General features: G+C 53.9%; 17 protein-coding genes, 1 tRNA gene and 1 pseudogene. 9 read left to right on the top strand and 10 right to left on the bottom strand.

Going from position 1 to position 24,987, the window contains the following annotated elements:
• The first annotated feature begins 162 nt into the window (after window positions 1-162).
• The 5 genes from polA to Q0Z71_RS16290 all read left to right on the top strand — a co-directional run bounded on the left by polA (window position 163) and on the right by Q0Z71_RS16290 (window position 5,796).
• On the top strand, window positions 163-2,838 hold the full coding sequence (gene polA, locus Q0Z71_RS16310) for a DNA polymerase I (RefSeq protein WP_298025034.1): 2,676 nt from the start codon (window positions 163-165) through the stop codon (window positions 2,836-2,838).
• A 52-nt stretch (window positions 2,839-2,890) separates the two neighbouring features.
• A complete protein-coding gene (gene rimI, locus Q0Z71_RS16305) occupies window positions 2,891-3,397 on the top strand; it encodes a ribosomal protein S18-alanine N-acetyltransferase (RefSeq protein ID WP_298025033.1) in 507 nt (168 codons plus the stop codon).
• A complete protein-coding gene (locus Q0Z71_RS16300; RefSeq protein WP_298025032.1) occupies window positions 3,351-3,944 on the top strand; it encodes a GNAT family N-acetyltransferase in 594 nt (197 codons plus the stop codon). Before rimI ends, Q0Z71_RS16300 begins: the two co-directional genes overlap by 47 nt.
• A 17-nt stretch (window positions 3,945-3,961) precedes the next feature.
• Window positions 3,962-4,969: a tRNA (adenosine(37)-N6)-threonylcarbamoyltransferase complex transferase subunit TsaD gene (tsaD, locus tag Q0Z71_RS16295; RefSeq protein ID WP_298025031.1), complete on the top strand. Its 1,008-nt coding sequence runs from the start codon at window positions 3,962-3,964 to the stop codon at window positions 4,967-4,969.
• 751 nt (window positions 4,970-5,720) lie between these two features.
• Window positions 5,721-5,796, top strand: a tRNA-Thr gene (locus tag Q0Z71_RS16290).
• Window positions 5,797-6,038: 242 nt separating this feature from the next.
• On the opposite strand, the pseudogene Q0Z71_RS16285 reads toward Q0Z71_RS16290, so the two are convergent.
• The 6 genes and pseudogenes from Q0Z71_RS16285 to Q0Z71_RS16260 form a co-directional block, all read right to left on the bottom strand.
• Window positions 6,039-6,209: pseudogene (locus Q0Z71_RS16285) on the bottom strand (tyrosine-type recombinase/integrase); the annotation flags it as partial.
• 864 nt (window positions 6,210-7,073) lie between these two features.
• Window positions 7,074-8,072, bottom strand: a complete 999-nt coding sequence (locus tag Q0Z71_RS16280) for a tyrosine-type recombinase/integrase (protein WP_298025030.1) — start codon at window positions 8,070-8,072, stop codon at window positions 7,074-7,076.
• Window positions 8,073-8,075: 3 nt separating this feature from the next.
• A complete protein-coding gene (locus Q0Z71_RS16275) occupies window positions 8,076-8,369 on the bottom strand; it encodes a DUF6809 family protein (protein ID WP_363316740.1) in 294 nt (97 codons plus the stop codon).
• Between the two features lie 262 nt (window positions 8,370-8,631).
• The gene (mobP3, locus tag Q0Z71_RS16270; RefSeq protein ID WP_298025026.1) at window positions 8,632-10,317 is read right to left on the bottom strand and encodes a MobP3 family relaxase; all 1,686 of its coding nucleotides are present in this window, start codon (window positions 10,315-10,317) and stop codon (window positions 8,632-8,634) included.
• Window positions 10,314-10,724 carry a hypothetical protein gene (locus Q0Z71_RS16265; RefSeq protein WP_298025022.1) on the bottom strand — a complete coding sequence of 137 codons (411 nt, stop codon included), beginning with the start codon at window positions 10,722-10,724 and terminating at the stop codon, window positions 10,314-10,316. The genes mobP3 and Q0Z71_RS16265 overlap by 4 nt, the downstream gene beginning before the upstream one ends.
• A gap of 101 nt (window positions 10,725-10,825) precedes the next feature.
• The gene (locus Q0Z71_RS16260; RefSeq protein WP_298025018.1) at window positions 10,826-10,990 is read right to left on the bottom strand and encodes a hypothetical protein; all 165 of its coding nucleotides are present in this window, start codon (window positions 10,988-10,990) and stop codon (window positions 10,826-10,828) included.
• A 368-nt stretch (window positions 10,991-11,358) separates the two neighbouring features.
• Between Q0Z71_RS16260 and Q0Z71_RS16255 the strand changes: the two genes are divergently transcribed.
• Window positions 11,359-12,558, top strand: coding sequence for an IS110 family transposase (locus tag Q0Z71_RS16255; RefSeq protein WP_298025015.1), 1,200 nt, complete (start codon window positions 11,359-11,361; stop codon window positions 12,556-12,558).
• A 1,027-nt stretch (window positions 12,559-13,585) separates the two neighbouring features.
• Here Q0Z71_RS16255 and Q0Z71_RS16250 read toward each other — a convergent pair.
• Together Q0Z71_RS16250 and Q0Z71_RS16245 are read right to left on the bottom strand one after the other, a co-directional pair.
• Window positions 13,586-14,509 (bottom strand): WYL domain-containing protein, encoded by a 924-nt coding sequence (locus Q0Z71_RS16250; RefSeq protein ID WP_298025012.1) that lies wholly within the window; start codon window positions 14,507-14,509, stop codon window positions 13,586-13,588.
• Window positions 14,499-15,743, bottom strand: a complete 1,245-nt coding sequence (locus tag Q0Z71_RS16245; protein ID WP_298025009.1) for a YafY family protein — start codon at window positions 15,741-15,743, stop codon at window positions 14,499-14,501. Before Q0Z71_RS16245 ends, Q0Z71_RS16250 begins: the two co-directional genes overlap by 11 nt.
• A gap of 495 nt (window positions 15,744-16,238) precedes the next feature.
• Between Q0Z71_RS16245 and Q0Z71_RS16240 the strand changes: the two genes are divergently transcribed.
• Genes Q0Z71_RS16240 through Q0Z71_RS16230 form a run of 3 tightly spaced genes read left to right on the top strand, consistent with a single transcriptional unit; the run spans window position 16,239 to window position 19,751 of the window.
• Window positions 16,239-17,723: a DUF2828 family protein gene (locus Q0Z71_RS16240; protein ID WP_363316739.1), complete on the top strand. Its 1,485-nt coding sequence runs from the start codon at window positions 16,239-16,241 to the stop codon at window positions 17,721-17,723.
• Window positions 17,724-17,762: 39 nt separating this feature from the next.
• The gene (locus tag Q0Z71_RS16235; protein WP_298025005.1) at window positions 17,763-18,965 is read left to right on the top strand and encodes an RtcB family protein; all 1,203 of its coding nucleotides are present in this window, start codon (window positions 17,763-17,765) and stop codon (window positions 18,963-18,965) included.
• Between the two features lie 21 nt (window positions 18,966-18,986).
• Window positions 18,987-19,751, top strand: coding sequence for a nucleotidyltransferase domain-containing protein (locus tag Q0Z71_RS16230; protein ID WP_298025003.1), 765 nt, complete (start codon window positions 18,987-18,989; stop codon window positions 19,749-19,751).
• Between the two features lie 820 nt (window positions 19,752-20,571).
• On the opposite strand, the gene Q0Z71_RS16225 is transcribed toward Q0Z71_RS16230, so the two are convergent.
• The gene (locus Q0Z71_RS16225) at window positions 20,572-24,126 is read right to left on the bottom strand and encodes a PAS domain-containing hybrid sensor histidine kinase/response regulator (protein ID WP_298025001.1); all 3,555 of its coding nucleotides are present in this window, start codon (window positions 24,124-24,126) and stop codon (window positions 20,572-20,574) included.
• 546 nt (window positions 24,127-24,672) lie between these two features.
• On the bottom strand, window positions 24,673-24,987 hold a 315-nt coding region (locus Q0Z71_RS16220), incomplete at its 5' end, for a hypothetical protein (protein WP_298024999.1).

The raw sequence follows: 24,987 nt of genomic DNA, 5'->3' as shown, positions 1-24,987 counted from the left end.
ATCGCTCCAAACATCCAGGGATTGCTGTGCCATTTTCTCTCTTTGACTTCCTTTAACTGCGTGTTTGGACACTCCCCAATTCCAGCCGCCCCTTGCCCGATTACGGGAAATGGGGTATACTATTAAAATCTATGAAATCATCCATATGCGGGAGGAACATCCATGAAAAAGCTCATGGTCATCGACGGCAACAGCATCATTAACCGGGCCTATTACGGCATCCGGCCACTGACCACCCGGGACGGGCTGTATACCCATGCCGTTTTCGGCTTTCTGACCACGCTCCTGCGGCTGGAGGGGGAGGAGCGGCCCGACGCGGTGTGCGTCACCTTTGATGTCCATGCCCCCACCTTCCGCCATACGGCGGACGCGGCCTACAAGGCTACCCGGAAGCCCATGCCGGAGGAACTGCGGATGCAGATGCCGGTGCTGAAAGAGGTGCTGGACGCGCTGAATATCCCCCGTTACGAGCTGGCAGGCTGGGAGGCGGACGATCTGCTGGGCACCATCTCCCGCAGGTGCGAGGCGGACGGCTGGGAATGCGTCGTTGTGACCGGAGACAAGGACAGCTTGCAGCTCATCACCGGTCACACCAAGGTGAAGCTGGTGTCCACCCGCATGGGGCAGACCACCACCAAGGACATGACCCCGGAGACCTTCCGGGAGCAGTATGGCTTTGACCCCATCCACATGATCGACCTGAAGGCCCTGATGGGGGACTCCTCCGACAATATCCCCGGCGTGCCGGGCATTGGTGAAAAGACCGCCACGGGTCTGGTGCAGATGTATGGCTCCATCGACCATCTGTACGCAAACATGCCAGAGGTCGTGACGGCGCCGGAGACGCCCGCCAAGCCCAACGTGGTGAAAAAGCTGGCCGAGGGCGAGGAGAGTGCCCGGCACTCCCATTGGCTGGCTACCATCGCCACCGACGCGCCGCTGGCCTTCCGACCGGAGGACAACCTGGTGCAGAAGCCCGGCGAGGCGGCCTATCCCCTGTTTTTGAAGCTGGAATTCACAAAGCTCATCGAAAAATTCGGCCTGAAACCGGAGGAGGGGACGGCGGCAGAGCCGAAAGAGGCCGCGCTCACCGTCACCGTGGAACAGGTGACAGACCAGGCCAAGGCCGACGAACTGCTGGCCCTCTGGCGGGGGGCGGACCATGTGTCCCTGCTGGCCCTGCCGGACCTGACAGGAGTTTCGGTGGTCTGCCGGACCGGAGCCCATGCCGCGGTGACAGCGGAGCTGTTTTTTGAGAAGTTCCAGGGGGACTGGAACGGCCTGCTGAAGGCCCTGTTCTCCGGCGGCATCAAAAAGGTCTCCCACAATGTCAAAGACCTGATGCGGACGCTGCTGGAAAACGGTCTGAGCGTCGGCGGCTTTGTTTTTGACACCGCCCTGGCGGCATACCTGCTGGACGCCACGGCGGGCAGCTACGACCTGGGACGGCTGTTTGTGTCTTACTACAAGGAAGAGCTTCCCAAACCCCTGTTTTTGGAGCGGGACGCCTTCTCCATGCTGGGGGACGCCGCCCAGGCGGAGGCGGCCTTTGACAGCTACGCCGCGGCGGTGGAGGCCCTGTATGGCACCCTGTCCGAGAAGCTGAAAGCCCGGAATATGTGGGAGCTGTACCAGACCGCGGAGCTGCCCCTGTGCGCCGTGCTGGCGGAGATGGAGCTGGCGGGCTGCCGGGTGGACGCCCGGGCGCTGGCGGATTTCGGCGGCGCGCTGGCCACCCGGATCGCGGAGCAGGAGAAGGCCGTCTATGACATGGCGGGGGAGACCTTCAACATCAACTCCCCCAAACAGCTGGGGGAGATCCTGTTTGGGAAGCTGGGCCTGCCCCACGGCAAAAAGACCAAGACCGGCTGGTCCACCAACGCCGACGTGCTGGAAAAGCTGCGGTATGAATATCCCATTGTGAACGCGGTGCTGGAATACCGCCAATTCGCCAAGCTGAAATCCACCTATGCCGACGGCTTGCTGAAAGCCATCGATCCCGACGGCCGGGTGCGCACCAGCTTCCAGATGACGGTGACGGCCACCGGACGCCTCTCTTCCACGGAGCCGAATTTGCAGAACATCCCCACCCGTACAGATCTGGGCAGTGAGATCCGGCGGATGTTCGTGCCGGACCCGGGCTGCGTCCTGGTGGACGCGGACTACTCCCAGATCGAGCTGCGGCTCCTGGCCCACATCTCCGGAGACGAGGCCATGCGGAGGGCGTTCACCTCCGGCGGCGACATCCACACCGCCACGGCGGCCCAGGTGTTCCATGTGGCCCCGGAGAACGTGACCCAGGAGATGCGCCGCAGCGCCAAGGCGGTGAATTTCGGCATTGTGTATGGAATCTCGGCCTTCTCCCTGTCCCAGGATATCGGTGTCAGCGTGGCGGAGGCAAAGGCGTATATGGAGGCGTATTTCGCCACCTTCCCCGGCGTGCGGCGGTATATGGAGGCGGTGGTGGAGAAAGCCCGTGAGACCGGCTTTGTGGAGACCATCCTCCACCGGCGGCGGGATCTGCCAGAGCTGAAGTCCTCCAATTTCAACATGCGCTCCTTTGGGGAGCGGGTGGCGCTGAACATGCCCATCCAGGGCACGGCGGCGGATGTGATGAAGCTGGCCATGGTGGCTGTGTGGAAGCGGCTGAAAGCCGAGAAGCTCCAGGCCCGGCTGGTATTGCAGGTCCATGACGAGCTGATCGTGGAGTGCCCGGAGGCAGAGGCAGAACAGGCCGCGCGGCTGCTGGAGGAGGAGATGGAGCGTGTGGCGACGCTGTCCGTGCCGCTGACGGCGGAGGCCCACTGGGGCAGGAACTGGCTGGAGGCCAAGGGCTGACGCCCCCTGGCTTTGAACCCTCCGGAAATGACAGATAGAAAGGAACATATCGATGGATACAAGGATGCATGTGCGCATCGTGCCCATGAATGCGGACCATCTGGATGAGGTGGCGGAGCTGGAGCGCATCTGCTTTTCCACGCCCTGGTCCCGAAACATGCTGGCGGAGGAGCTGGACAATGCCCTGTCCGCCTTTCTGGTGGCGCTGGACGACAGCGGCCGGGTGGCGGGCTACGCCGGACTGCAGGTGGTGCTGGACGAGGGATATATCACCAATGTGGCGGTCCGTCCGGACTGCCGGAGGCAGGGCGTCGCGGGAAAGCTGCTGCAGGTGTTTTTGGACTTTGCCCAGGGGAACCGGCTGGCCTTCTTGACGCTGGAGGTCCGGGCCTCCAATTATGACGCCATCGCCCTCTACGGAAGCCGGGGCTTCCGCAGCGTGGGACGGCGGAAAAATTACTATGAGCATCCCAGGGAGGATGCCATCATCATGACAAGGGAGTTCGATACCGATGGAATTACGGATGCCGTCGCCGGAACAGCTGCGGACGGTCTATGACGCGCACCTGCGGGAGGCGTTTCCCGCCGCGGAGCTGAAGCCGCTGGAAAATATGGAGCAGATGTGGCGGGACGGCTGGTACCGGCCCTGGTGCCTCTTCGATGGGGATGACATCGTGGGCGAGTGTTTCCTGTGGCTGGGACATCCCGGCTGGGCCCTGCTGGACTACCTCTGCGTCTCTCCGCAGCGCCGCAACACGGGGCTGGGGGCTGTGATCCTGCAAAAGCTCCGGGAGCGGGAACAGGGCACGGTGATCTTCGGCGAGAGCGAGGCCCCCGAGGATGCTCCGGACCATGACATGGCGGTGCGGCGGCTGGGCTTTTACGCCCGGAACGGGCTGCGCACGGCCGGATACGACACGGAGATGTTCGGCGTGCACTATAAGACGTTGTATTTAGCGGAGGGGCCGGTGGATGATACGGCGCTGATGCGGGAGCACCGGTTTGTCTATCAGAACACCTTCACACCCGAAAAATACGCGAAATATGTCCGCATCCCCTGCGATCCAGATGCGGCCCCGGGACCGAAAGTGCCTTGGGAACAGTGAGAGAAAGAAGTGGGACCATGAAAATACTGGCTTTTGAATCCTCCTGCGACGAGACCGCCGTGGCAGTGGTGGAGGACGGGCGCAGAGTGCTGTCCGACGCCATCGCCTCCCAGGCGGATATGCATGCCCTCTACGGCGGCGTGGTGCCGGAGATCGCCTCCCGGAAGCATGTGGAGGTCATCGCGGGCTTGACGGAGCAGGCGCTGCGGGACGCGGGCTGCACCCGGGCGGACATCGACGCCGTGGCGGTGACCTATGCCCCCGGCCTGATCGGCGCGGTGCTGGTGGGCCTCAGCTTTGCCAAATCCATGGCATATGGCCTGGGCGTGCCCCTGATCCCGGTCCACCATATCCGGGGGCATATTGCCGCCAACTATCTGGCGTTCCCGGAGCTGGAGCCGCCCTTCCTGGCGCTGGCCATCTCCGGCGGCAATACGCTGATCGTGGACGTGCGGGACTATACGGATATGGAGATCCTGGGCGCTACCCGGGATGACGCGGCGGGGGAGTGCTTTGACAAGGCCGCTCGGGTGCTGGGACTGCCCTATCCCGGCGGAAAGCCTCTGGACGAGCTGGCCCAGGGGTCCAAGGGCGGCGTGTACAGGCTGCCCCATGCGAAGGTGGACGGCGCGCCGCTGGATATGAGCTTTTCCGGCCTGAAGACGGCGGTGGTGAACCTGGCCCATCATGCCGAACAGATCGGCGAGCCTCTGGACCGGGCGGCGCTGGCCCGGGATTTTGCCCAGGCTGTCAGCGACACGCTGGTGCCCAGGGCCATGGAGGCGCTCCAACAGACAGGCCGGCATATCCTGGCGGCGGCGGGCGGCGTAGCGGCCAATTCCATCATTCGGGGGGATCTGGAGCGGGCCTGCGCCCAGCGGGGCTGCAAGCTGTATCTGCCGCCGCTGCGGCTGTGCGGCGACAACGGCGCCATGATCGGCGCTCAGGGATATTACGAGTATTTGGCGGGGCATACGGCGGGAATGGACCTGAACGCCTACGCCACCCGGGATATTGCGGATTAAGGAGAAGCTGCTGCGGAAGCCCCGCAGCAGCTTCTCTTTTGCAGAGCGTATGAGAAATATGCAGGCGGCATATTATTATGAAGCGGGAGTGCTCTCGTTTTTTGCCGAAGCGTGAAAAAAAGCTGCGCAAAAACAGAGAAGCATGGAGCAAATAAAAGGGGAAGCGGTAATAATTTTTGGAATAGAAGTTTTATGTAAAATTATTTGCGTTTTTTCAAGAATCGGAATATCCGTTTCAAGAAATGTAAATATATGGAATATACACATAAAAGCATTGAAAAATAAGGAGAATGCGCATTGTGGAAAACTGTGTGGATAATGTGGATAACTTCTTGTAAAAGAATATTATCGAAAAATTTATGTTAACTAAAAAGCTTGGAATAAAGAGAGAAAAATCGTCGCGGAGCCGAAAAAAATCGGAATATTCACTGAAAATTTAGAGAAAAGATGGGTGGTATTTTCCCTTGAAATTCGAGAAAACCCGGCTCCCAAACCACTGGAGAGGAAGTACAGAGAAAATGAAAATGAATGAAATCCTGCAAAAATACAAATAGTAATATACAGGCGAAAATGCATTGCAAAAAGCAGGGAGAAATGGTGTTGACGATGGAGAAAAAATGTGGTATGATAACCGCTGTCCGAGAGAGTGTGCTGATGTGGTACAGCGGGACTATGGAATATGCTAATGTAGCTCAGTCGGTAGAGCAGCTGATTCGTAACTGCCAGACCGGGCTGCGGCAAAACTAAATACGCTACTGTAGCTCAGTCGGTAGAGCAGCTGATTCGTAATCAGCAGGTCGTGTGTTCGAGTCACATCAGTAGCTCCAAAAAGAGGCGAAAGTCAATGACTTTCACCTCTTTTTTCAACTTTTTCGAGATTTTACTGACCCACATTTTCCTGCATTTTGACCCACAAATGTCAACTCTGCCATATGTGTCTTGCGTCGTTCTCCCTTTGTGAAAAGCGGTCAAGACCCACAACTTGACCCACACGGGAATTCGGAGCGAAAAGGAGCAGGCAGCACCCAACGGATTTGGGGTGCTGCCTGTTCTTTTTGTCGGTATCGGATTACATGACTTGCGTCATGAAGCTATCCAGCTTTTCTGCGGCGTCATTCTGGGCCTTTCTGGTGGCATGGGTATAGGTGCGGAGGGTGAATCCCGCGTCGTAGTGTCCCAGCATGGAGGATACTGTTTTTACATCCACCCCATTTTGCAGGGCCATGGTAGCGAAGGTATGCCCATAGGGTATAATAGCGACAAACCGGATTTTCCTTGAAATATCAAGGGTATGCGGGTCTGTCCTTATTCTTTTTCCATCTATTTCTCCGCAAAAAATAGGCAAAGTGTGGGACTGCCGAAAAGTGAGGTGTACCATTAAGGACAAAGAGAATGTATATTATTCAGCCGGGGCGTCAGCGTCCCGGCTGGGTGCTTTTTGCGCTGGTGGACGGTGGAGCAATACAAGGCCATGGTGCGGTCTGAAAGAGTGTTACAAATGAACCGGGGCGGGTGCCAACACGGGACCAGGAACAGACGATCTCTTTCCGCAACGGAGCGGTTAGCAACAGTGTAATCCGTTTGGAACGCCAGCGAGGAACGGCGCACTTCTATACACTCCTGCCGGAGTGTATTCGTGCGTCCTGCGAAGCTGCCGCTGGGGATCGCTGACATAGCATCTTCCCAAATGGTCTGCGTCGCTATGCTCCGTCCAAGGGGGTACGCCCCCTTGCGCCGCGCTGCGGCTATCCCGTTACGCAGGGGTGTCACCTTTTTTCTGCTGGTCATGCGAAGCATGGAGCCACGCTGAAGGCGTGATCGACTGGACGCAAAAGCGGTCAGTCCGGGGCTTGGGGCTGGCCCCAACAAGCGCATCGGAATATCGAAAACGATATTCCGATGCCCTGCTTGCCTACGTTAAAACGGAGAAGGCAGTCCTTATCCTGACCGCTATGGCTTTGATATGGACCTGTGGTACAAATTTTTACCAGCGGGAGCGGCTGGAACCTCATCTAAGCTGTGCCATTTATGAACAAATTGTGACCATGTGGTTCACAATTTTTATTCATTGATATGTATAAAAATTCTTTGTCTTGGGCTTGACTTATGGGTGGCGGAGATCATGGAAGCGGATATGGGGCAGGTTTGCCTTTTTGAGGATCCGCTTGTGGAGGTTCATCACTGAGTCGGGATTGTACATTTCTCCCGTCCTGGTTGAGGGGAACATATAAGGGTTATCCGGGTGCTTTTCATGCTCTTGGATCAAAAGGTCAACTGCCTCTTGTGGAATGGAGATCATGCGGATGGCGTTCTCCGTCTTGGGGCGGTCCACCACCAGTTCCCTGCTGGGGCGGCGGATGGCCTGTTTGCTCACAGAGATGGTCCGCTCGTCCACATTGAGGTCATCCCAGAGGAGGGCGGTCAACTCGCCCTTGCGGATGCCGCTGGTCAGTTCCAGGTAAAACATGGGCAGGACGTGGTATTCCTCCGCGGCGGTGAGGTAGGCTTTCATATCCTCCGGTTTCAGGATTTTCATCTCCTGTTTTTTCAGTTTGGGGATAATGCAGTCCTCGGCGGGGTTGCGGAGGATGAGCCGCTCCTTTACCGCCCGGTCCAGGGCATTGTGGAGCATCATGTGGATGCCCCGGACAGTGGCGCTGCTCAGGCCGGGCCGCTTTGCCTTCTGTTCTTTCCGCAGCCTGCCGCCCTCCAACAGATCCCGGTATAGTTTTTGCAGATCCCGGCCTGTCAGTTGGTTCAGCTTGAGGTCCCCGATCCGCGGCCCAACATGAAGCTCAATGCTGCGGTGGTAGTATTCGGCAGTGGATGGCCGGACGTTGGGCTTGGAGTATAGTTCGTACCAGGTTCGTAGCCAGGTCAGGACGGTGTAGTCGTCTGTCCGGGCTATGTCCAGATCTTTTGCTGCCTCCACAGCTTGGGACAATTTGACCTTTACTTCGGCCTGAGTTTTTCCCAGGACATTCTTGATGATCCGCTTGCCCTGCTTGCCCTGCTTGTCGTACCCGGCGGTGTATCGCCCTTCCCAGCGGCCATCTTTGCGTTTGCGGATATTGCCTTCGCCGTTGGCGCGTCTCTTTGCCATCAATCATCGCCTCCTATCTTCCATTGCAGTCAGTTCGCCGTCATCCTCGTCCATAGCTTCCAAGGCCAGCCGCATCCCCAGCCGGAAGCCCAGGACAAAATTCTCTACCGCCATCGTGCTGTAGATCTCGTTTTGAGCGTTTACCAGATTCAACAGCAAGGATTCTTGTGTTCCTTCAAGTTGGCTCACCAGTTTTTCCTCGCACTTCTGCGCCTGATCCATAGCCCGCTCCAGATTTGAGCCAGGCGCTATCTGCCTATCGCACGGGATGATGTTGCCATAGTAGATATCCTCCAACGTTTTCCTCATTCGTATCAGTTCCCTTCGTGTTTTGGCAGCCACAACACATACCAGAGAAACGGAAGCCAAAGGTGTACAAACTGATAACTTTTTCGGTCACAGCAGGAAACGCTTCTTTCTTTGTATAGCGACGCAGATTTTACGCTTGTCACATGGACATCGTTGGCCCGCTCTGCACCGGTTCCTCATGGTCGTCCGGCTTATGGCCCATGGCGATCTTCTTCTCCCGAATCCTTCTGCGCAGCTTGCGGTCCATCCGCTAGCCCACTGGAGTGGCGGGCGGTACGGAGTTCTCCCGAAAGATCTGTCCCATGTGATGGAGCAGTTTTGTGGCGGCCAGGAGAACATTGGGCCTGAGGATCTCATCGAGCCGCTCCAGGAAGAACTGGGCGTACTCATTTCCATGTGCCGCCGCCTCATAGAGCCAGCCGTATGCCCGCTCCCGGTCCTGTTTCACTTCGTCGCCGATGAGGTACAGCTTTCCCAGGGTGTACTGGGCGTACTGGTTTCCCCGTTCGGCAGAGGCGGTCAGGTACTCCAGTGCTCTGGGCACATCCTTCGGGACCTGTCCTCCTTTGAGGTACATTTTCCCCAGCCGGTAGGCGGCATAGTGGTTTCCCTGCGCCGCCGCTTTTTCGTACCAGGACACCGCTTCTTCCATCCGTTTCCGGCTTTGCAGCAGCTTTCCCAGCGCGTACTGGGAGAAGTCGTTCCCGGCCTCGGCGGAACGGCGGAACCACAGCTCCGCCTGCTCATCGTCAGGCAAGACGCCCAGCCCGTCCCGCCAGCACTTGCCCAGCTGATGGGCGGCCACAGTGAAGCCGCCCCGCCAGAGCTGCTCCAGCACACGCACCTGGGTCTCTTTCTCTGCCTCTGTTGTATCATCATCGTCCAGGATCTCCTTGGCATCCTGGTAGGTCAGCACTATGTCCCATCGGAAATCCGGCGCGGAGAACACGGCCTTCTGTTCCTCGTCCGCCTCGTCCCGCATACGCTCGTCCTCGAAGGTGAACACGCCCAACCGAATCTGTTCCACCTCCCGGATGACCATGTTCTTGATGGCTTTGAATTCCTTCTGCTGGGAGAGCGGTTTATGTTCTCTGGGCGTGTCCTTGTAGTAGCACTCCAGCGCATCCCGGAGCTGGTTCCAGTTCTCATAGCACTCTGCCACCTCCGGCAGCTTTGCCAGCTCGTCCACGATGGAATCCACCTGTTCCTTCACTGCCCTTTTCAGATAGCCGTATACCTTTTTGCCTTTGACCTCCGCCAGCATCCCGGCCAGTGCTTCCATCTTTTCAGCGATGACTGGACTATCGCACAGGTTGGTCTCCATCTCACGGATGAGCCGCCCCATGGACCACGCCGCCGCGTCCCGCACCTCCTGATAGGAGAGATCCTTCTTCTGATAGAGGGACAGCAGTTCGTCCCGGAAGATGTCGTTGGACAGTTGGGAGCGCATCTGCTCAATGCCTTTCTCCGTCAGGTAGCCCTGCCTCGGATCATCCGACCAGACCATCAGGTGGATGTGCGGGTGGTGCTTCTCGTCATGGAAGGCGGCGCACCAGCGGAAGTCTTTGGGTGGGATCTTCATCGCCGCCGCCAGCTCCGTCTGATGGGCCAGCAGCAGTCTGCGCCAGCTCTCACCGTTTTCGTATCCCAGCCGGGCGGCGTCCTCCCGCTTCAGAGAATAGACGAAGGTCCACACCGGTCCGGTGTGCGCGTTGATATCCTCCATGGTTTGTTCCAAGTCGGCGACGCCATCGGCAGAGAACAGACCGTGGGACCGTAGACGCTCCGCGATGTATTCCAGGTAACCGCCGCCCGCCGGAGCGGGACGTGGAGCTTCTATCAGCTCCACGCCGTCCCGGGTGGCGATGTACCTGGCGTAGCTGCCGCCGCCTCCGCCCGGCTTGATGTAACCGGACTTCTGGATGAGACCGGTCATGCGCCAGCCCCTTTCTGGTAGACCAGCGCGTCATCCAGATCGATCTCACCGTTGGTCTCCTTGACTTCTCTGACGCTCCGGACGCGGACCTTCCGCAGAATATCAGGGTCGACGTCCATATCGCAGGCTATGAGGTTTGCCATGATATTTTCCTCCACTGCCAGTTTAAAGATCAGGCGGCCCAGCCTTGTCCCCAGTGCGCCCAGCTTTCCTTCCAGCACCTCGGACAGGACGCGTGGCAGATATTCATCCGCGCGCTCCGCATCCAGGTAGCCGGAATAGAACCGGACGGCTTTTTCAATGCACTCGTTTCTCGTAGAGCAGTTATCCTTCTGGTAATGATTTTCCACGGCATCCCAGGCATGATCAGTCAGCCAAATGGTATGCCGGTCCTTTTGCTCTTTCATGTTGAAAATCCCTTCTTTCTTGCAACAGCGTCTTTGAAAATCTTGTTACAGCGGGGATTTGGGGCCTTTTTGCATAAATCAGCGTCAATTTTATATTCAGGTCACCAGAAAAGCGTCAGCCTCTGTCCCCGGAAACCGCCCGCACTGCGGGCGGTTGTGGCCGCCCCGGCGCATAAAAGCGCCAGGGCTTTCTCCTGCTGTTCCTGCTGTTCCTGCTGTTCCTGTTCCTTCGGCTCTCGCCAGAGCCCCTGAAAATGGCCCGACATTGGGCTCACCCGTCCCTGGACGGGCTGGGACCCTCGGCCTCCGTCAAAGCCCCACGCAGCGGCTCACAGGGCTGAACAGGGTGTGATCCTCGCGGTGCCTGCCTCAGCTTTCCGCGGCAGGACTTTTCTCGTATTATATAGGGGACCATAATGCACAGAGGAAAGTGCATATGGTATACTGCAAGGGACGCTGTGGAACGGTGGGGCTTTTCTATCGCAAGACGATTTAACAAAGACTCCGGCCACAGCTCCTTGCAGAAATGTTGATCAGTTAGATACCGCCAGACGGTTTATGTCGCAGCGAGAATACAAGTGCAAGGAGTCCAGTGGGACACAGCGGCATCAAAATCTTTTTTGGAGGTATCACTATGGTCTGCGTCGGTATTGACGTCGCAAAAGACAAGCATGACTGCTTCATCATGAACACAGAGGGAGAGATCCTCGCGGATGTGTTCACGATCCCCAACAACCGTGATGGGTTCCAATCTCTCATCTCCCGCATCCACTCCTGTGCCACACCGTTGGACAAGATAAAAGTAGGACTTGAGGCTACCGGGCACTACAGCTACAACATCCTTGGGTTTCTTCTTGACAACGGTCTGGCCACCTATGTCATCAACCCTCTGCACACGAATCTCTACAGGAAAAGCCTCAGCCTCAGGAAGACGAAGACTGACCGGGTAGACGCGCGTATGATTGCCGCTATGCTCATGTCCGACGTAGACCTCAAGTCCTATACGGATACAGCATACCACAACGAGGAACTGAAGTCACTAACAAGATACCGCTTTGAAAGGGTACGACTCCGCTCCAGGCTGAAGGAATCGGTCTCACGCCTTGTAACCATCCTTTTCCCGGAACTTGAGACCCTGGTTTCCTCCGTACATCTCACCTCTGTCTACACTCTTCTATATGAGTTTCCCGGCGCCAAACAGATTGCAGACGTTCATCTGACCCATCTCAAAGCATTGACCCGCAAGGCATCTGCCGGCAATTTCCCTGAGGAAAAGGTTGCTGCCATCCGGGAGGCGGCGAGGTGCTCTGTTGGCTCCGCCATTGCTTCCAAATCTCTTGAACTCAGAAATACCATTGGATTGATTTACAGCTTGGACGACGAGATTGCGGAGATTGAGGAAGAGATCCAAGCCATTCTTACGCAGATGCATTCACCCATTACAACAATCCCGGGCATGGGGTTTCGTATGGGCGCCATGATCCTGGCAGAGATTGGGGATTTCTCCAGTTTCAGTTCCCCGGATAAGATCCTTGCTTACGCGGGATTGTCTCCATCTACATATCAATCCGGGCACCTGACAAACGGGTATGCCCATATGGAGAAACGGGGGTCCCGTTATCTTCGCTACGCTATCTTTAACGCCACAAAGTATGTCTGCCACTGGGAGCCCACCTTTGCCGCCTTTCTTGCTAAAAAGCGGGCAGAGGGAAAGCATTACAATGTTGCGATATCTCACGCCGCAAACAAGCTCGTCCGCCTCATTTATGCCTTGGAAAAGTCCCGCCAGTCTTTTCATCCACCCGCAAATCCTCCCTTGACTTTTAATAGTTAGTCTTTGTTTATTGCCCGTCAAAAACTGATACGCCTGTGCCTAATAAATGACTTGCATAACCGCTCCCCGCAGAGTTACAATACCTCAAACCCAAAGGCACGAAAAACGCTTCCTGACTGGGTACGGCGCTGATGAGCCACCCCTGGTCAAGAAGCGTTTTTGACCACATATTTGACCACAGTCAGGGCCGGAACACGTGGAAACAGCGGAATTAAGAGTGCCAAAGAGTAATTGAAAACGAACGGAAACTATTAAAAACCGCTATAAACATCTATAAAAAATTTAGTTCAACCGTTTGGGAACAGAAAGTACTAGAAATGACTAAAAAATTTAAAAAGTATCAAATAATACTGGAACAGAACAACCGTCTCTAAATGCGGCAACATAAGTTCTGCTGTTTTACGGCAAATTTGTGTTGACCACATAATAGAGGCCGCATTTCTGACAACTCCCGGTTTTATTTTGAGTTCATTACGCTATCAAAAAGTATTTGCTGATTCTGAATTGGACGTGGAAGCAACTGTCCTAAATTCAGGATAGTTCGAACCGACGATTCAAGGCAGGTCAGTTGGAAGTCAACCACTACAGTTTACAGATGATTGTTGACGTGGGCGTTAAGGCAAACTCTGAGCGGGCGGATCAGTTCCACGCCACTGAACTGGTCATGCAGTGGGCAAAGAGTGGAACATATGGGGGGCCGACTACTTGGCAGGACGCTCCGGACGAAAAAGTTAAAGATTCGATGTGCTTGTGGGAAAAATTACAGTTTGAACTGGGCCAACGCAACTCCAGGATATACCCGGGCTCTGTGGAAGTGTTTCGTATGGGAGATGCTCTGTCAGACAATAAAGATACCCAGAGAATACGCAGATCAAGTTGGGGGTGTCAATGACTTATTTTAAAATGAGGTATATTTTACGAATCTATATCCTGTGCCTATTTTCCTGTATAGTAGATATTTACGTTTTAAAGAGAGAATATCTGGAAAGAATTCGCAGGCCATTCCAAAGGATGGCCTGCAAATTCTTCATATACCTGTCGAAATCAGAGTACTGCGAATTTGCGCCTGTATGCAATCTCTCAGTTGCTTCCTGAAGGCATCTGGAGCTTTGACCTCCAGAACAGGGCCAAATGATAGTACGCGGATGAGCAATTCTGTCTCGTCGTCCTTGTCGTATCGGAGCTTGATTTGATAGAGCTTGTTGTCCAGCTTCAGCGTCTCCTTCTCCAGATGGGAGAAGTGCAGGAGGACGCGCTCCAGGGCATTTCGCTCATCGTGGAGGAGCAGCACCAATTCATTCAGCTGCCTTTGGGGATAGGTAACCGCCTTCGGATCATATGTACCCAGCAGCTCGCAGGACTGGATGCGGGCCAGGTTGACGGTGTACAACCGCTGCTTTCCCGTGGCCAGAAGCCGGAATTTGTCATCCTTGGCAGAGTACTCCAGCTGATATGGGATGCAGACAAAGGAGTGCCTGGACCCGGTGTGCCCACGAAATTGAAGCCGCAGCATCCGTTTGTCTCGTATGGCGTTCAGGATCAGGCGAAAGCAGGCGGCATAGTTTGGATCCTCATAGGGATCTCCATCGGCATACTGGTCGAAGAGGACGAAAGTGTTCTGCGCATATAGAGGCTCTACATCCTCAAGGCCAGTAGTGTCGGGCTGAAAGAGGGCAATTCGCGGGTCGGACAGCAGCGCCTTCAACCACCGTTTTTGAAGTGCGGTCAGCGGCATGGTGGGCTTATGGTGGAGCACGGAATGAAGTTTTTCATCCAGCAATGGCCAGCCTCCGGATTTCAGGGAAGCGGGGATGGCCAGGGCACTTTCGGCGAATGCCTTTTCCTGCACCAGCGCTGTCAGCCTGCGGTCCGTCAGGCCGCCTTCCGCAGCCTCCGCCAAAACGGCGGCGACGACACGGAAGTAGCTTCCGTAGATCTCGCTAAACAACATCACCGTCACCTCCATAAAGAGCACTCATCTGCTGGAGATCTTCGTTGAATGTTTCCACAACATACTTACTGCTGCACTCAAGGTTTACAATTCGACCGATAAAGGTGCGCAGCCAAGGCAGCATCTCCGAGGCGTCATACACATCTGCGGAGAATTTGCAGGTGTGCGCATCCAGAAACTCGACGGTCCCATGGCGCTTTTCGCGCTCCAGCCGTTGACGGATAAAATCCTCGCCGGGTCCGACGCGGATCGTCATCACAATGTGGTCCAAATTGTGATCCGGACCGGCGGAAACGCCCCACAGGTGCTGGTCAAACTTTTCCTGAAAGACCATATACTTGTCATACTGCTTTTCGGTATTTCCAATCGTGACTTTTTTGATGGTGTCCAGCCGGTAGAATGCCATATGTCGGCCACGGTAATGGTAGCCCAGGAGATACTGCCGCCCAGTCTGTGTACTGATATAAATTTTTAGCGGGCACACGGTCCTCTGGTACTCATAGCCGCTGCGGAGATTCCGCATGGCGAGTGTGACTGCCCGCTTCTCATTGATCGCTTGCAGCAGCTCGGACAGGACATCGCTGTCCAAGGCGTGGAGGATGTAGTGGTGCTTGAACCGGAAAGCATCTGAAGGTGCCTCCAGCTTGTCCAGCAGGAAAGAGCCGATCACACCCAGTGGATTCTCCTCAGAGAAAAAGGCCAGGGCGTCACACCAGGAGTCCAGATTCATGGACATGTCGTCTGTTCTTTGATAAAAAACCTCACGGCCCCGTTTCTCGGACCGCAGCAGTCCAAGGGCTTCGTACTCTTTCAGCTTCTTCCGGACAGTGGACTCATCAAAAGAAAAAGTGCCGCTGAAATGGGAGAGGTACTCATCATAGATGCGATCCACAATCTCTTTGGAAGTAAGCGCGCCGCCTTCTGCCAGCAGGTCCAAAATATAAAAGTGGAGCGTGATGTCCTTATCTGTGAAGCTCTTTGCCTTGAAAGCCTTATACAGCGGGTTGTGGGGGGTGCGCCTGCTGTCCACAGACAGAAATACCCGCTTCCCGGAGGCGTTCTGATGGAAGGACATGTAGCCGCCCAGCCAGCTCTCGATCCTCCGACGCTCGTTGTCATAGCTGCGGACGCTCTTGGCGTCGTATTCCTCCCGGCTCTTGAAGCCATAGACATAGAATTCCCGCATATAGCTGCGAATCCGCTCAAAGCTTTTGATCAGCTCGCTGTAGGCCATATGCCTCACCTCCGTTCCAGCCCTTGGGGCTATTCTACCACGAACCTTACACAATGAAAAGGCAGGAATCATCACAAAGGCTGTCTGGCTTGCATCAGCAGATCAGCAGAAAACTAAATCCGTTCGGGCTGCGAGTTCGCAACTTTTTTTCCGTGATTTTCCTCTGTGCAGGCTGTATGCTTAGCTCACGAAAGGCACCCACAGCAAAACTTGAATAGCTTATATGGTGAAAGCAGCGGGCGCATACCCCGCTATTGTGGGTTCGAATCCCACTTCAACGGTGCCTTGTCCATTTCTGCAAAGATGCCCACAGCAATTGATGAGGGACAGCCACCCGGCCGCTGCCGCAGCGGCGCTGGAGCTGTATTAGAAGGCATCTTGCCAAAGGCACGCACAGCAATCACAGGTTATTTTAACGACTTCCAATCGTCTGATTTCAGGTTCAAATCCTGAACGTGCCTTGTCTGCAGTATCTCACCCAAAGGAGTGATCATTATGTTGGAATTTCTGAAGAGAGAAGCAAATATGACCCGCACCGAAAATGGCGCCGTTACATACCGGTCCACTCAGTCCGAGTGTCTGGACCTGTTTGCCGCCATCGGCGCCCTGCGTCGGGAGAGCGACGGGGAGATCACCGGCCGCTTCCTCCGTGCCTACGCCGAGGACGCGGACCTTGCCATGAAGACCCTGTTTTATGCCCGGGACATTCGCGGCGGCATCGGCGAGCGGCGGGCCTTCCGGACCATCCTCAAGTGGCTGGCCGCCAACGAGCCCCAGTCCCTGGAGAAGAACATCCCCTACATAGCCGAGTATGGCCGGTACGATGACCTGCTGTCCCTGCTGGACACCGCCTGCGAGAGCAAGGCCCTGCAAACCATCAAAATGCAACTTGACGCGGACCGCGCGGCGCTGGAGGCAGGCGGCTCCGTGTCCCTGCTGGCCAAGTGGCTGCCCTCCGTCAACGCCTCCAACCCGGAGACCGTCCGCATGGCGAAGCGGATCGCCCGGGCGCTGGGCATGAGCGACGCCCAGTACCGGAAAACCCTCAGCGCCCTGCGCGCGCGGATCAGCATCATCGAAAACAATCTGCGCACCATGGACTACACCTTCGACTACGCCAAACAGCCCTCCAAGGCCATGTTCAAATACCGGAAAGCCTTCCTGAGAAATGACGGCGGCCGCTACAGCGCGTTTATGAGCCGTGTTGCCCAGGGAGCGGAGCAGCTCCACACCGGCGCCCTGACCCCTTATGAGCTGATCATGCCCACCTTTGACTGGAGAAACCTCTCCGCCCAGGAGCGCAAGGCCATCGACGCCACCTGGCACGCCCAGGAGGACTTCACCGGCGGCGAAAATGCCCTGGTGGTCATCGACGGCTCCGGCTCCATGTACTGTGGGGTGGCCCCCCTTCCCGCGGCCGTGGCGCTGTCCCTGGGCATCTACTACGCCGAGCGCAATACCGGTGCGTTCCGAGGCCACTTCATCACCTTCTCTGAGAGCCCCCGCCTGGTGGAGATCAAGGGTCGGGATATCTGCGAAAAGGTGCGGTACTGCCGCCAGTTCAATGAGGTAGCCAACACCAACATCCAGAAGGTGTTTGAGCTGATCCTAAAGACCGCAGTGAAGCACCGTGTGCCCCAGGCGGAGATGCCCTCCAAGCTCTACATCATCTCCGACATGGAGTTCGATTACTGCGTGGCGGACCGGTCCATGACCAATTTCCAGTACGCACAGCAGCTCTTTGCGGCCCATGGCTACCGGCTGCCGGAAGTGGTGTTCTGGAATGTGGCCAGCAGGAACCGGCAGCAGCCCGTGAAGTGCAGCGACCAGGGCGTCGCGCTGGTATCCGGATGCAATCCCAGAATTTTTTCCATGCTGAAAGCGGACATTCTCTCCCCCTACGGTTCATGCTGGATGTCCTGGGCTCTGAGCGGTACGCGGCAATCAGCGCCTAGGCCCATATGGGCAGGGGCGGCGTGATCACCCCTGTCCATATGTCTATAGAAAAAGGAGCATATCATGGTTACGATTCAAGGAACATACAATACCGCCGTCTGCTACACACCCGCGCTGGAGGACGCCGCACAGGCGCAGATCCAGGCTGTCTGTGACCGGCCCGAGTTCGCCGGATGCAAAATCCGCATCATGCCCGACGTCCACGCCGGAAAGGGCTGCACCATCGGCACTACCATGACCGTTCAGGACAAGATCGTGCCCGGCATGGTGGGGGTGGACATTGGCTGCGGCATGGAGACCGTGGAGCTTGCTGAGCGTGAGATTGATTTCGAGAAGCTGGACGCACTGATCCGCCGGGAGATCCCCTATGGCCGCGAGATCCGTGATGATCTCCACGCACTGAATTCCGAGATCGACCTGACTCAACTGCGTTGTGCCGATCAAGTCAATCTGAACCGGGCCATGCGCAGCATTGGGTCTCTGGGCGGGGGTAACCATTTCATCGAGGTGGACCGCTCTGACGACGACAGGCTCTACCTGGTGGTCCACTCCGGCAGCCGCCATCTGGGTACCGAGGTGGCCAACTTCTATCAGGATGAAGGACGCCGGGCCCTCTGGGGCGGCGCGAACCATCAGATCCAGGCCGTCATTGCCCAACTGAAGGCGGAGGGCCGCTTCCAGGAGATCCAGAAGACGGTCCAGGCGCTCCGGAAGGAACACAGCCTGGACATTCCCAAGGAACTGACCTATGTGGAGGGCGTGCTGTTTGACGACTATATCCACGACATGAAGATTGTCCAGCATTTTGCCGCCCTCAACCGGAAGGCGATGACCAATGTGATCCTGACAGGGCTTGGCCTGACCCGGGTGGAGGAGTTTACCACCATCCACAATTACATTGATACAGACACCATGATCCTGCGGAAGGGCAGCGTCTCCGCCAAGGCGGGTGAAAAGCTGCTGATCCCCATCAACATGCGAGATGGCAGCCTGATCTGTATCGGCAAGGGCAATGAGGATTGGAACTGCTCCGCCCCCCATGGCGCCGGCCGCCTGATGAGCCGACACGCGGCGTTCAGCGCCCTGTCCATGGAGGAGTTCCGGAGGGAGATGCAGGGCATCTACACCACCTGCGTGCTACCCGACACCCTGGACGAGTCCCCCATGGTCTATAAAAGCATGGACGAGATCATTGCCCAGATCGGCCCCACCGCAGAGATCATCCAGCGCATTCGCCCTGTGTACAACTTCAAGGCGTCGGACTAAAGTTGAAAGGCGGTGTTGATTGTGGAGACACAGATCCGAGAAAAACTTCAAGAAATTGAGCGGCAGGAGAATTGCCGGATTCTGCTGGCGGTGGAATCCGGCAGCCGCGCGTGGGGCTTCGCCTCTCCGGACAGCGACTATGATGTCCGTTTCATCTATATCCGGCCCAAGGAGAGCTACCTAAAACTGGAGCATATACGGGACGTGATCGAGCTGCCCATCAACGACGTTTTGGATATCAACGGCTGGGATGTGCAGAAAACATTGCGCCTTCTGCACAAATCCAATCCCACGGTATTCGAGTGGTTTTCCTCACCTATCGTATACAAGAGCACGCCCTTCGCCGACTCATTCAAGCCGATCATGCAGCACTACTTCTCTTCAAAGAGCGGTCTGTGGCACTACCTGCATATGGCAGAGAGGAACTTTCGTGAGTATCTCCGCACCGACATGGTCAAGGCCAAGAAGTACTTCTATGTCCTGCGCCCGGTCCTTGCCTGCAGATGGATCTTAGAAAAGGGAACACCGCCTCCAATGCTGTTCTCTGAGCTGATGGAAAGTCAACTGCCGGACTATCTGACCGCTACCATTCAGAAACTATTGGATATTAAAGTAAATTCCCCTGAAGTCAAGCTGATTCCCCGGGTCAATGAAATCAACCGGTATCTCTATGAAAGCATTGTGGACATTCATGAAAAAATCGAACAGCTGCCAAAAGAGCCAAGGCGGGACTGGACGGAGCTGGACAAACTTTTTCTTTCCGCATTCTATGAAGCAGCCTATTGATCTGGAATTGAATAAAGCACAATTGCTCCTATAGCTATGCACCGGCATTACTTTGACCATGGAGGTATAGAGCCCAGCACCAGCAAACAGAGCCGCCGGGGTGTGGAAGTTACCTGTGGCTTCCATAACCACATGAATCTCACGGTCCGGACGTTTGAAAGGAAAGACACTTTTTCTTTGACTATAGCCCTTCAAAAACTGATATGCCTATCTCTCGGAGAACCCTTGTATAACCGCTTCCATAGAGTTACAATACCGCAAACCTCGACCTGCAAAAATGCTTCCTGTCCAGTCCGGCGCTGAACGCCGCCTCTGGTCAAGAAGCGTTTTCATGACCACATGTAAGACCACAGTCAGAGCCGGGACACGCGGAAACAGTGGAATTAAGAGCGTCAAAGAGTAAGGCGAATGGAGCGGAAAGTGCTATAGAAGGGCATATATCACTCAAAGAAATGCAGGGGTAGCCTTTGGGAGCAAGATGCCGGGAGTTCGAGTCTCCCCACTCGGACCAGCTCAGGAATTCCCAACACCGTTCCGTTTCCGCCTTCGGCGAAAACTGCACTATGTTGGGAATTCCTTCGCTTTTCGCGCCGCAAACGCTTCGCTGGTTTGCGGAGCGAGGGAGACGCAGGATGAACGACCCTGCCTGATCTGAACAAATCGTTATCAGTCTGTTCGGATCGGACAGGGTCGTTCTTTTCCTATAACCCTTGTGTTTTAAGGGCTATAGGCTTTTTTTCTTGGCATACCGTGTTTCATCACTGTATATTTGATGATAAGGCAGCTATTTTTCAAGATATAAATGCCCGCTACAATTATTTTAAATCCTTTTTTCTCCAATCCATTTTTCCAGACACTTCATCAACTGCTCAATATCCAACGGTTTTGTAAGGTGCTCATTCATACCGGCATTCTTGCTCCGCTGTATATCTTCCGTAAAAGCATTGGCGGTCATGGCAATAATCGGAATTTCTGCAGCGTCCTTACGCGGAAGCTTTCTGATTGCACCAGCAGCTTCATACCCATTCATAATTGGCATCTGAATATCCATCAATATCATATCGTAGTAGCATTCGCCCGCTTTTTCAAATTTCTCCAATGCCTCTTGTCCGTTTTCAGCGCTTTCTACCGTCACGCCGGTCTCACTAATGATCTCTTCGGCGATTTCCCGATTCAGCTCATTGTCCTCTACTAAAAGAATCCTTTTTCCGTTCAGCTTCACTTCGGTAAACGATTCCTTCTCCGGCAGTTCCTTACTCTGATCCTTTTCTGCAATCTGATTGAAAAGATAGACCAGACGTGACTTAAACAGCGGTTTGGATATAAAACCGTTTACACCGGCCCGGCGCGCTTCTTCCTCCACAGCGCTCCAATCATATGCCGACAAAATAATAATCGGCACATCAGGGCCAACCCTTTCACGGATCGCCCGCGCTGTTTCAATGCCGTCCATTTCCGGCATCTTCCAGTCCAGGATCACGGCAAAATAATCCTGATAACTCCGGTGACGCTCCCATACCCTCTGCACGGCTTCTCTTCCGCTCAGAACATATTCGCCCTTCATTCCGATGTTCTCAAGAATCAGGCATGTCATCTCACTGGCACTTTTATCGTCATCTACCACCAGCACCGGCAGATCCAGAAGCTTCTCCGTATTCGGTGACTCCGTATCCACAAGCTTCAGGATCAGCGTTACAACAAATTTCGTCCCTTTGCCGATCTCACTTTCTACTGCAATGTCACCGTTCATCCTGCGGGCGATATTCCTTGCAATGGTCATTCCAAGGCCTGTCCCCTCGATCTTGCTTACCCTGGAATCCTCCGCACGGCTAAATGGCTCAAACAGCTTTTTCTGAAATTCCTTACTCATTCCGATTCCGTTGTCGCGGAAAACAAATTCATAGCAGCCGTAGCCATACATATTGGATGGCTTCTCATTGATTTCCATCTCAATATTTCCGCCCGGATTCGTGTATTTTGCAGAATTTCCCAGTATATTCATAAAGATCTGCTGCAGTCTCATGGTGTCGCCGATCACACGCTCATGCTCCACGTTCGCAATATGCACATCAAAATTATGCTTTCTTTCCTGCATGGCGGGCCGAATCATCGTCACCAGATTTCCAATCAGGTCGGATAGATTCACTTCCTCCTCCGTCAAATCTATTTTTCCTGATTCGATCTTGCTCATATCAAGGACTTCATTGATCAGTGACAAGAGATGCCTGCTGGAGACAGTGATCTTTCTCAGGCAATCTTCAACACGCTCCTTATCCTCCAAATATTTTCCTGCGATTGCCGTCATTCCGATGATCGCATTCATGGGAGTTCTGATGTCATGGCTCATTCTTGACATAAAGTCGCTTTTGGCCGCGTTTGCGTAATTGGCGGCTTCACATGCTTCTCTTAATGCCTGCTGCTCCTGTTCCTCCCTCAGCTTACTTTCCGTCACATCCTGTGCCACATATAATGCCCGTTTGGGTCTACCGTCGCTTGTTGTTTCAGCCAATACGATACTGGCGCGGATCCATGCTCTCCGATGATTCTCATCCGGCACCATACGATATTCAAAAGCAACCACCGGCTGTTCTGCGCTCAGAGTATTCAGCAGCCTCTGATAACTGACATGCTCCAAATATTCCTCCCTGTCCTCGGTAGAGACAAAGTTTTGGGCATACATACGGATTCCCTGGGAGTAATTTCTCTCATCTCCCAGGATACTGCTGACCTCCGCCTTCTGCATGACCGGCCTGAAGGTATCATTCTCGAGGTCCATGTAATACGTCGCGAAAAACATGCTGCTCAGGCTGTTTATGATAGATGCCTTTTCTCTCGACTCCCTGTACGCATGCTCTTCCGCCAGCTTTTCTGACGTAATATCACGTCCCAATATATTAACAACGGTTTTTTCTCCCTGCCGGATATAAAGCACATGCTCCTCGGTCCACAGCAAAGATGTGCCCTTGTGCCGATACTGGCAGATATCTTCCCGAAAATCCTGTACCGTTTCAGCATTTTTCCGAAGATTTTCGAGAAATAGCGCTTTTTTAAATCCTTCCTTGTCCGCTTCTACAACCGTTTCCGCGAATGCTTTTCGGACATAATAATCATAGTCGCCTTCCTCACGCCTGCCCGTAACACCTTCCCTCAGATAAACTCTCTCACAGATCCCGGTCTCCAGGTCTATGGTATTCAGTATACTGTACCGCGATCTGATGATGGCCGCCATTCTCTGGTCATTCCGGACCCGCTCCATGTCTCTTTTCGTCTCTTCATCCACATCCTGAAAAGTCAGAATCGCATAACCGCCCCGTTTTTTGTTTTCTTTAAAATAGGCTGATATGGAAATATACCGCCACTCACCATACAGCAGCGCCCGGCACAAAACGGTCTTTTTCTTTTCTCCGTTCTTCCACGCTGTCCTCATCGACTCCAGGGAAAGCTGATTGTATACTTTTTCCCGGTCCTCAGGTGATATGTAACCGGCACCGATGCCTTTAAAAGTATTATCCCACAAGGATTTTTCTGTGTCCACATTCTGTCTTATCTTTTCTGTAGCCTGTACTACATTTACACGACCTGTTTGCAGATCTACAACATAAATAGCAAAATTTGTCTCGCCCAACGAGTTAATAATCTCCTGATTCCGGATATTGACCTCTTCTCTCGCAAGCCCCTCCTTGAACGTATCATGGATATCCTTAAGGCAAATCATAACCTTCTGGTTATCATCCGTATAATCAAAATCCGGAACAATTTCCAGATGGTGCCATCTATACCGATTACCGGTTTTCCGGCGATAAATACAGCTCAGCTTTTTTGCGCCTTTTTTTAATTCGGCTTTTACATTATCAAAATGGACAAAATTCTCATATCGTTCTATATCCTCCTCATAAACATAACCGCATTTGGCAATACCATAAAACCAAGCGGTAAGAGAAGTCATATATTCACGCATTTCCTGGATCTCTTCCTCATCCACTTTGACGATAGAGAAGCTATCCGTACTTAAATTTCCCCGCAAAACCTTATGATATATATGATTGGCCACCTCTGCATAAGGCGTAACCGCAATCATAAATGCCGGGATCGTTTCCTCCCATAGAATGCGAGTGGCCGCAATCTCCACTGCCTTCCCAAAAGGGTCGTCGTAATTCACGGAACGTGCTTCCTTTTTATCTCCGATATACAACAGCGGACAATTATCACAGGTGCCTTTCCATAATTCATGGCAGACCATGCCTTTCTCAATGTTCGGTGCAACCTCTCTTACCCGTTTGTTGTAGTATAAAATTTTATGATCATCTTCCCGTATAACATAAACCGCTGTCTTCTGAAGGGAGTCCAGTATCAGTTCATATTCTCTCGTTTTCATCTATATTCTCCCGTACTTATCATATTTTTGGGAATTTGAAGCTTCATCTGCAAAACCTCATACAATATAATTATATCACTATCAGAATATCAACACAAGACATATTATCCTTATCGAGTTTCTCCAATCGACCCTCTGTTGGGAATTCCTTCGCTCCGCAAACGCTCTGCTGGTTTGCGGAGCGAGAAGGGACGGGGAATGCGGCTCGAAAGTGGCGCGTACTCCAACTTGAACGCCCCTACCCAATCTGAACAAGTTTGTGAGACTTGGCAGATCGGGTAGGGGCGTTTTATATCTCAAGGCCTTGCAGCACAAGACTTCGGATGCCCCCACCCAAAAGTAAAATGAGACACAAAATTCAAAACAGATCAAATTTCAGCTGCAAACAGTCCAATTTCCCAAATCAGAGCCTCGGTGCCCCACTTAGTGTAAAGTTTAGACTTTGGCACATAATTGAGTAGTATATAAGACGTTTTAGATGGTTCTGCTCTGCAGTCAAATATCTGTAGTCGCTTTGCCATTACAATTAATAATATTTCATTGTATTTATATTTCTTCCATCTCTATATTCTCTGCATCAATTAAGAACTGGTTCAAGCAATCAAATTTGGCGTGAATATAAGGTTTTGCAAAATATGGATTATTCTGAAGATAGATCCAAGAGAGTTCAGGGTATGAAAAGACGGTGTATCCCGATTTCGTCATAACAGTAACTTTGCGGAATGTGTCTGCAATCAAATTATCCTTTTCACCAAAGTATAGAAATACTGTGTTGGTTCGATGTCTGGGAGTGTCCAAAATAAAGATTTGATGATATAATAAGGGATATGAGGAAACAGACAAAAGAGGCATGGAAGAAAT

Origin of the sequence: uncultured Dysosmobacter sp. (assembly GCF_947631635.1) — a bacterium.
Classification (GTDB): Bacteria; Bacillota; Clostridia; order Oscillospirales; family Oscillospiraceae; genus Oscillibacter.
This window is presented reverse-complemented; position numbering and strand designations above follow the sequence as displayed.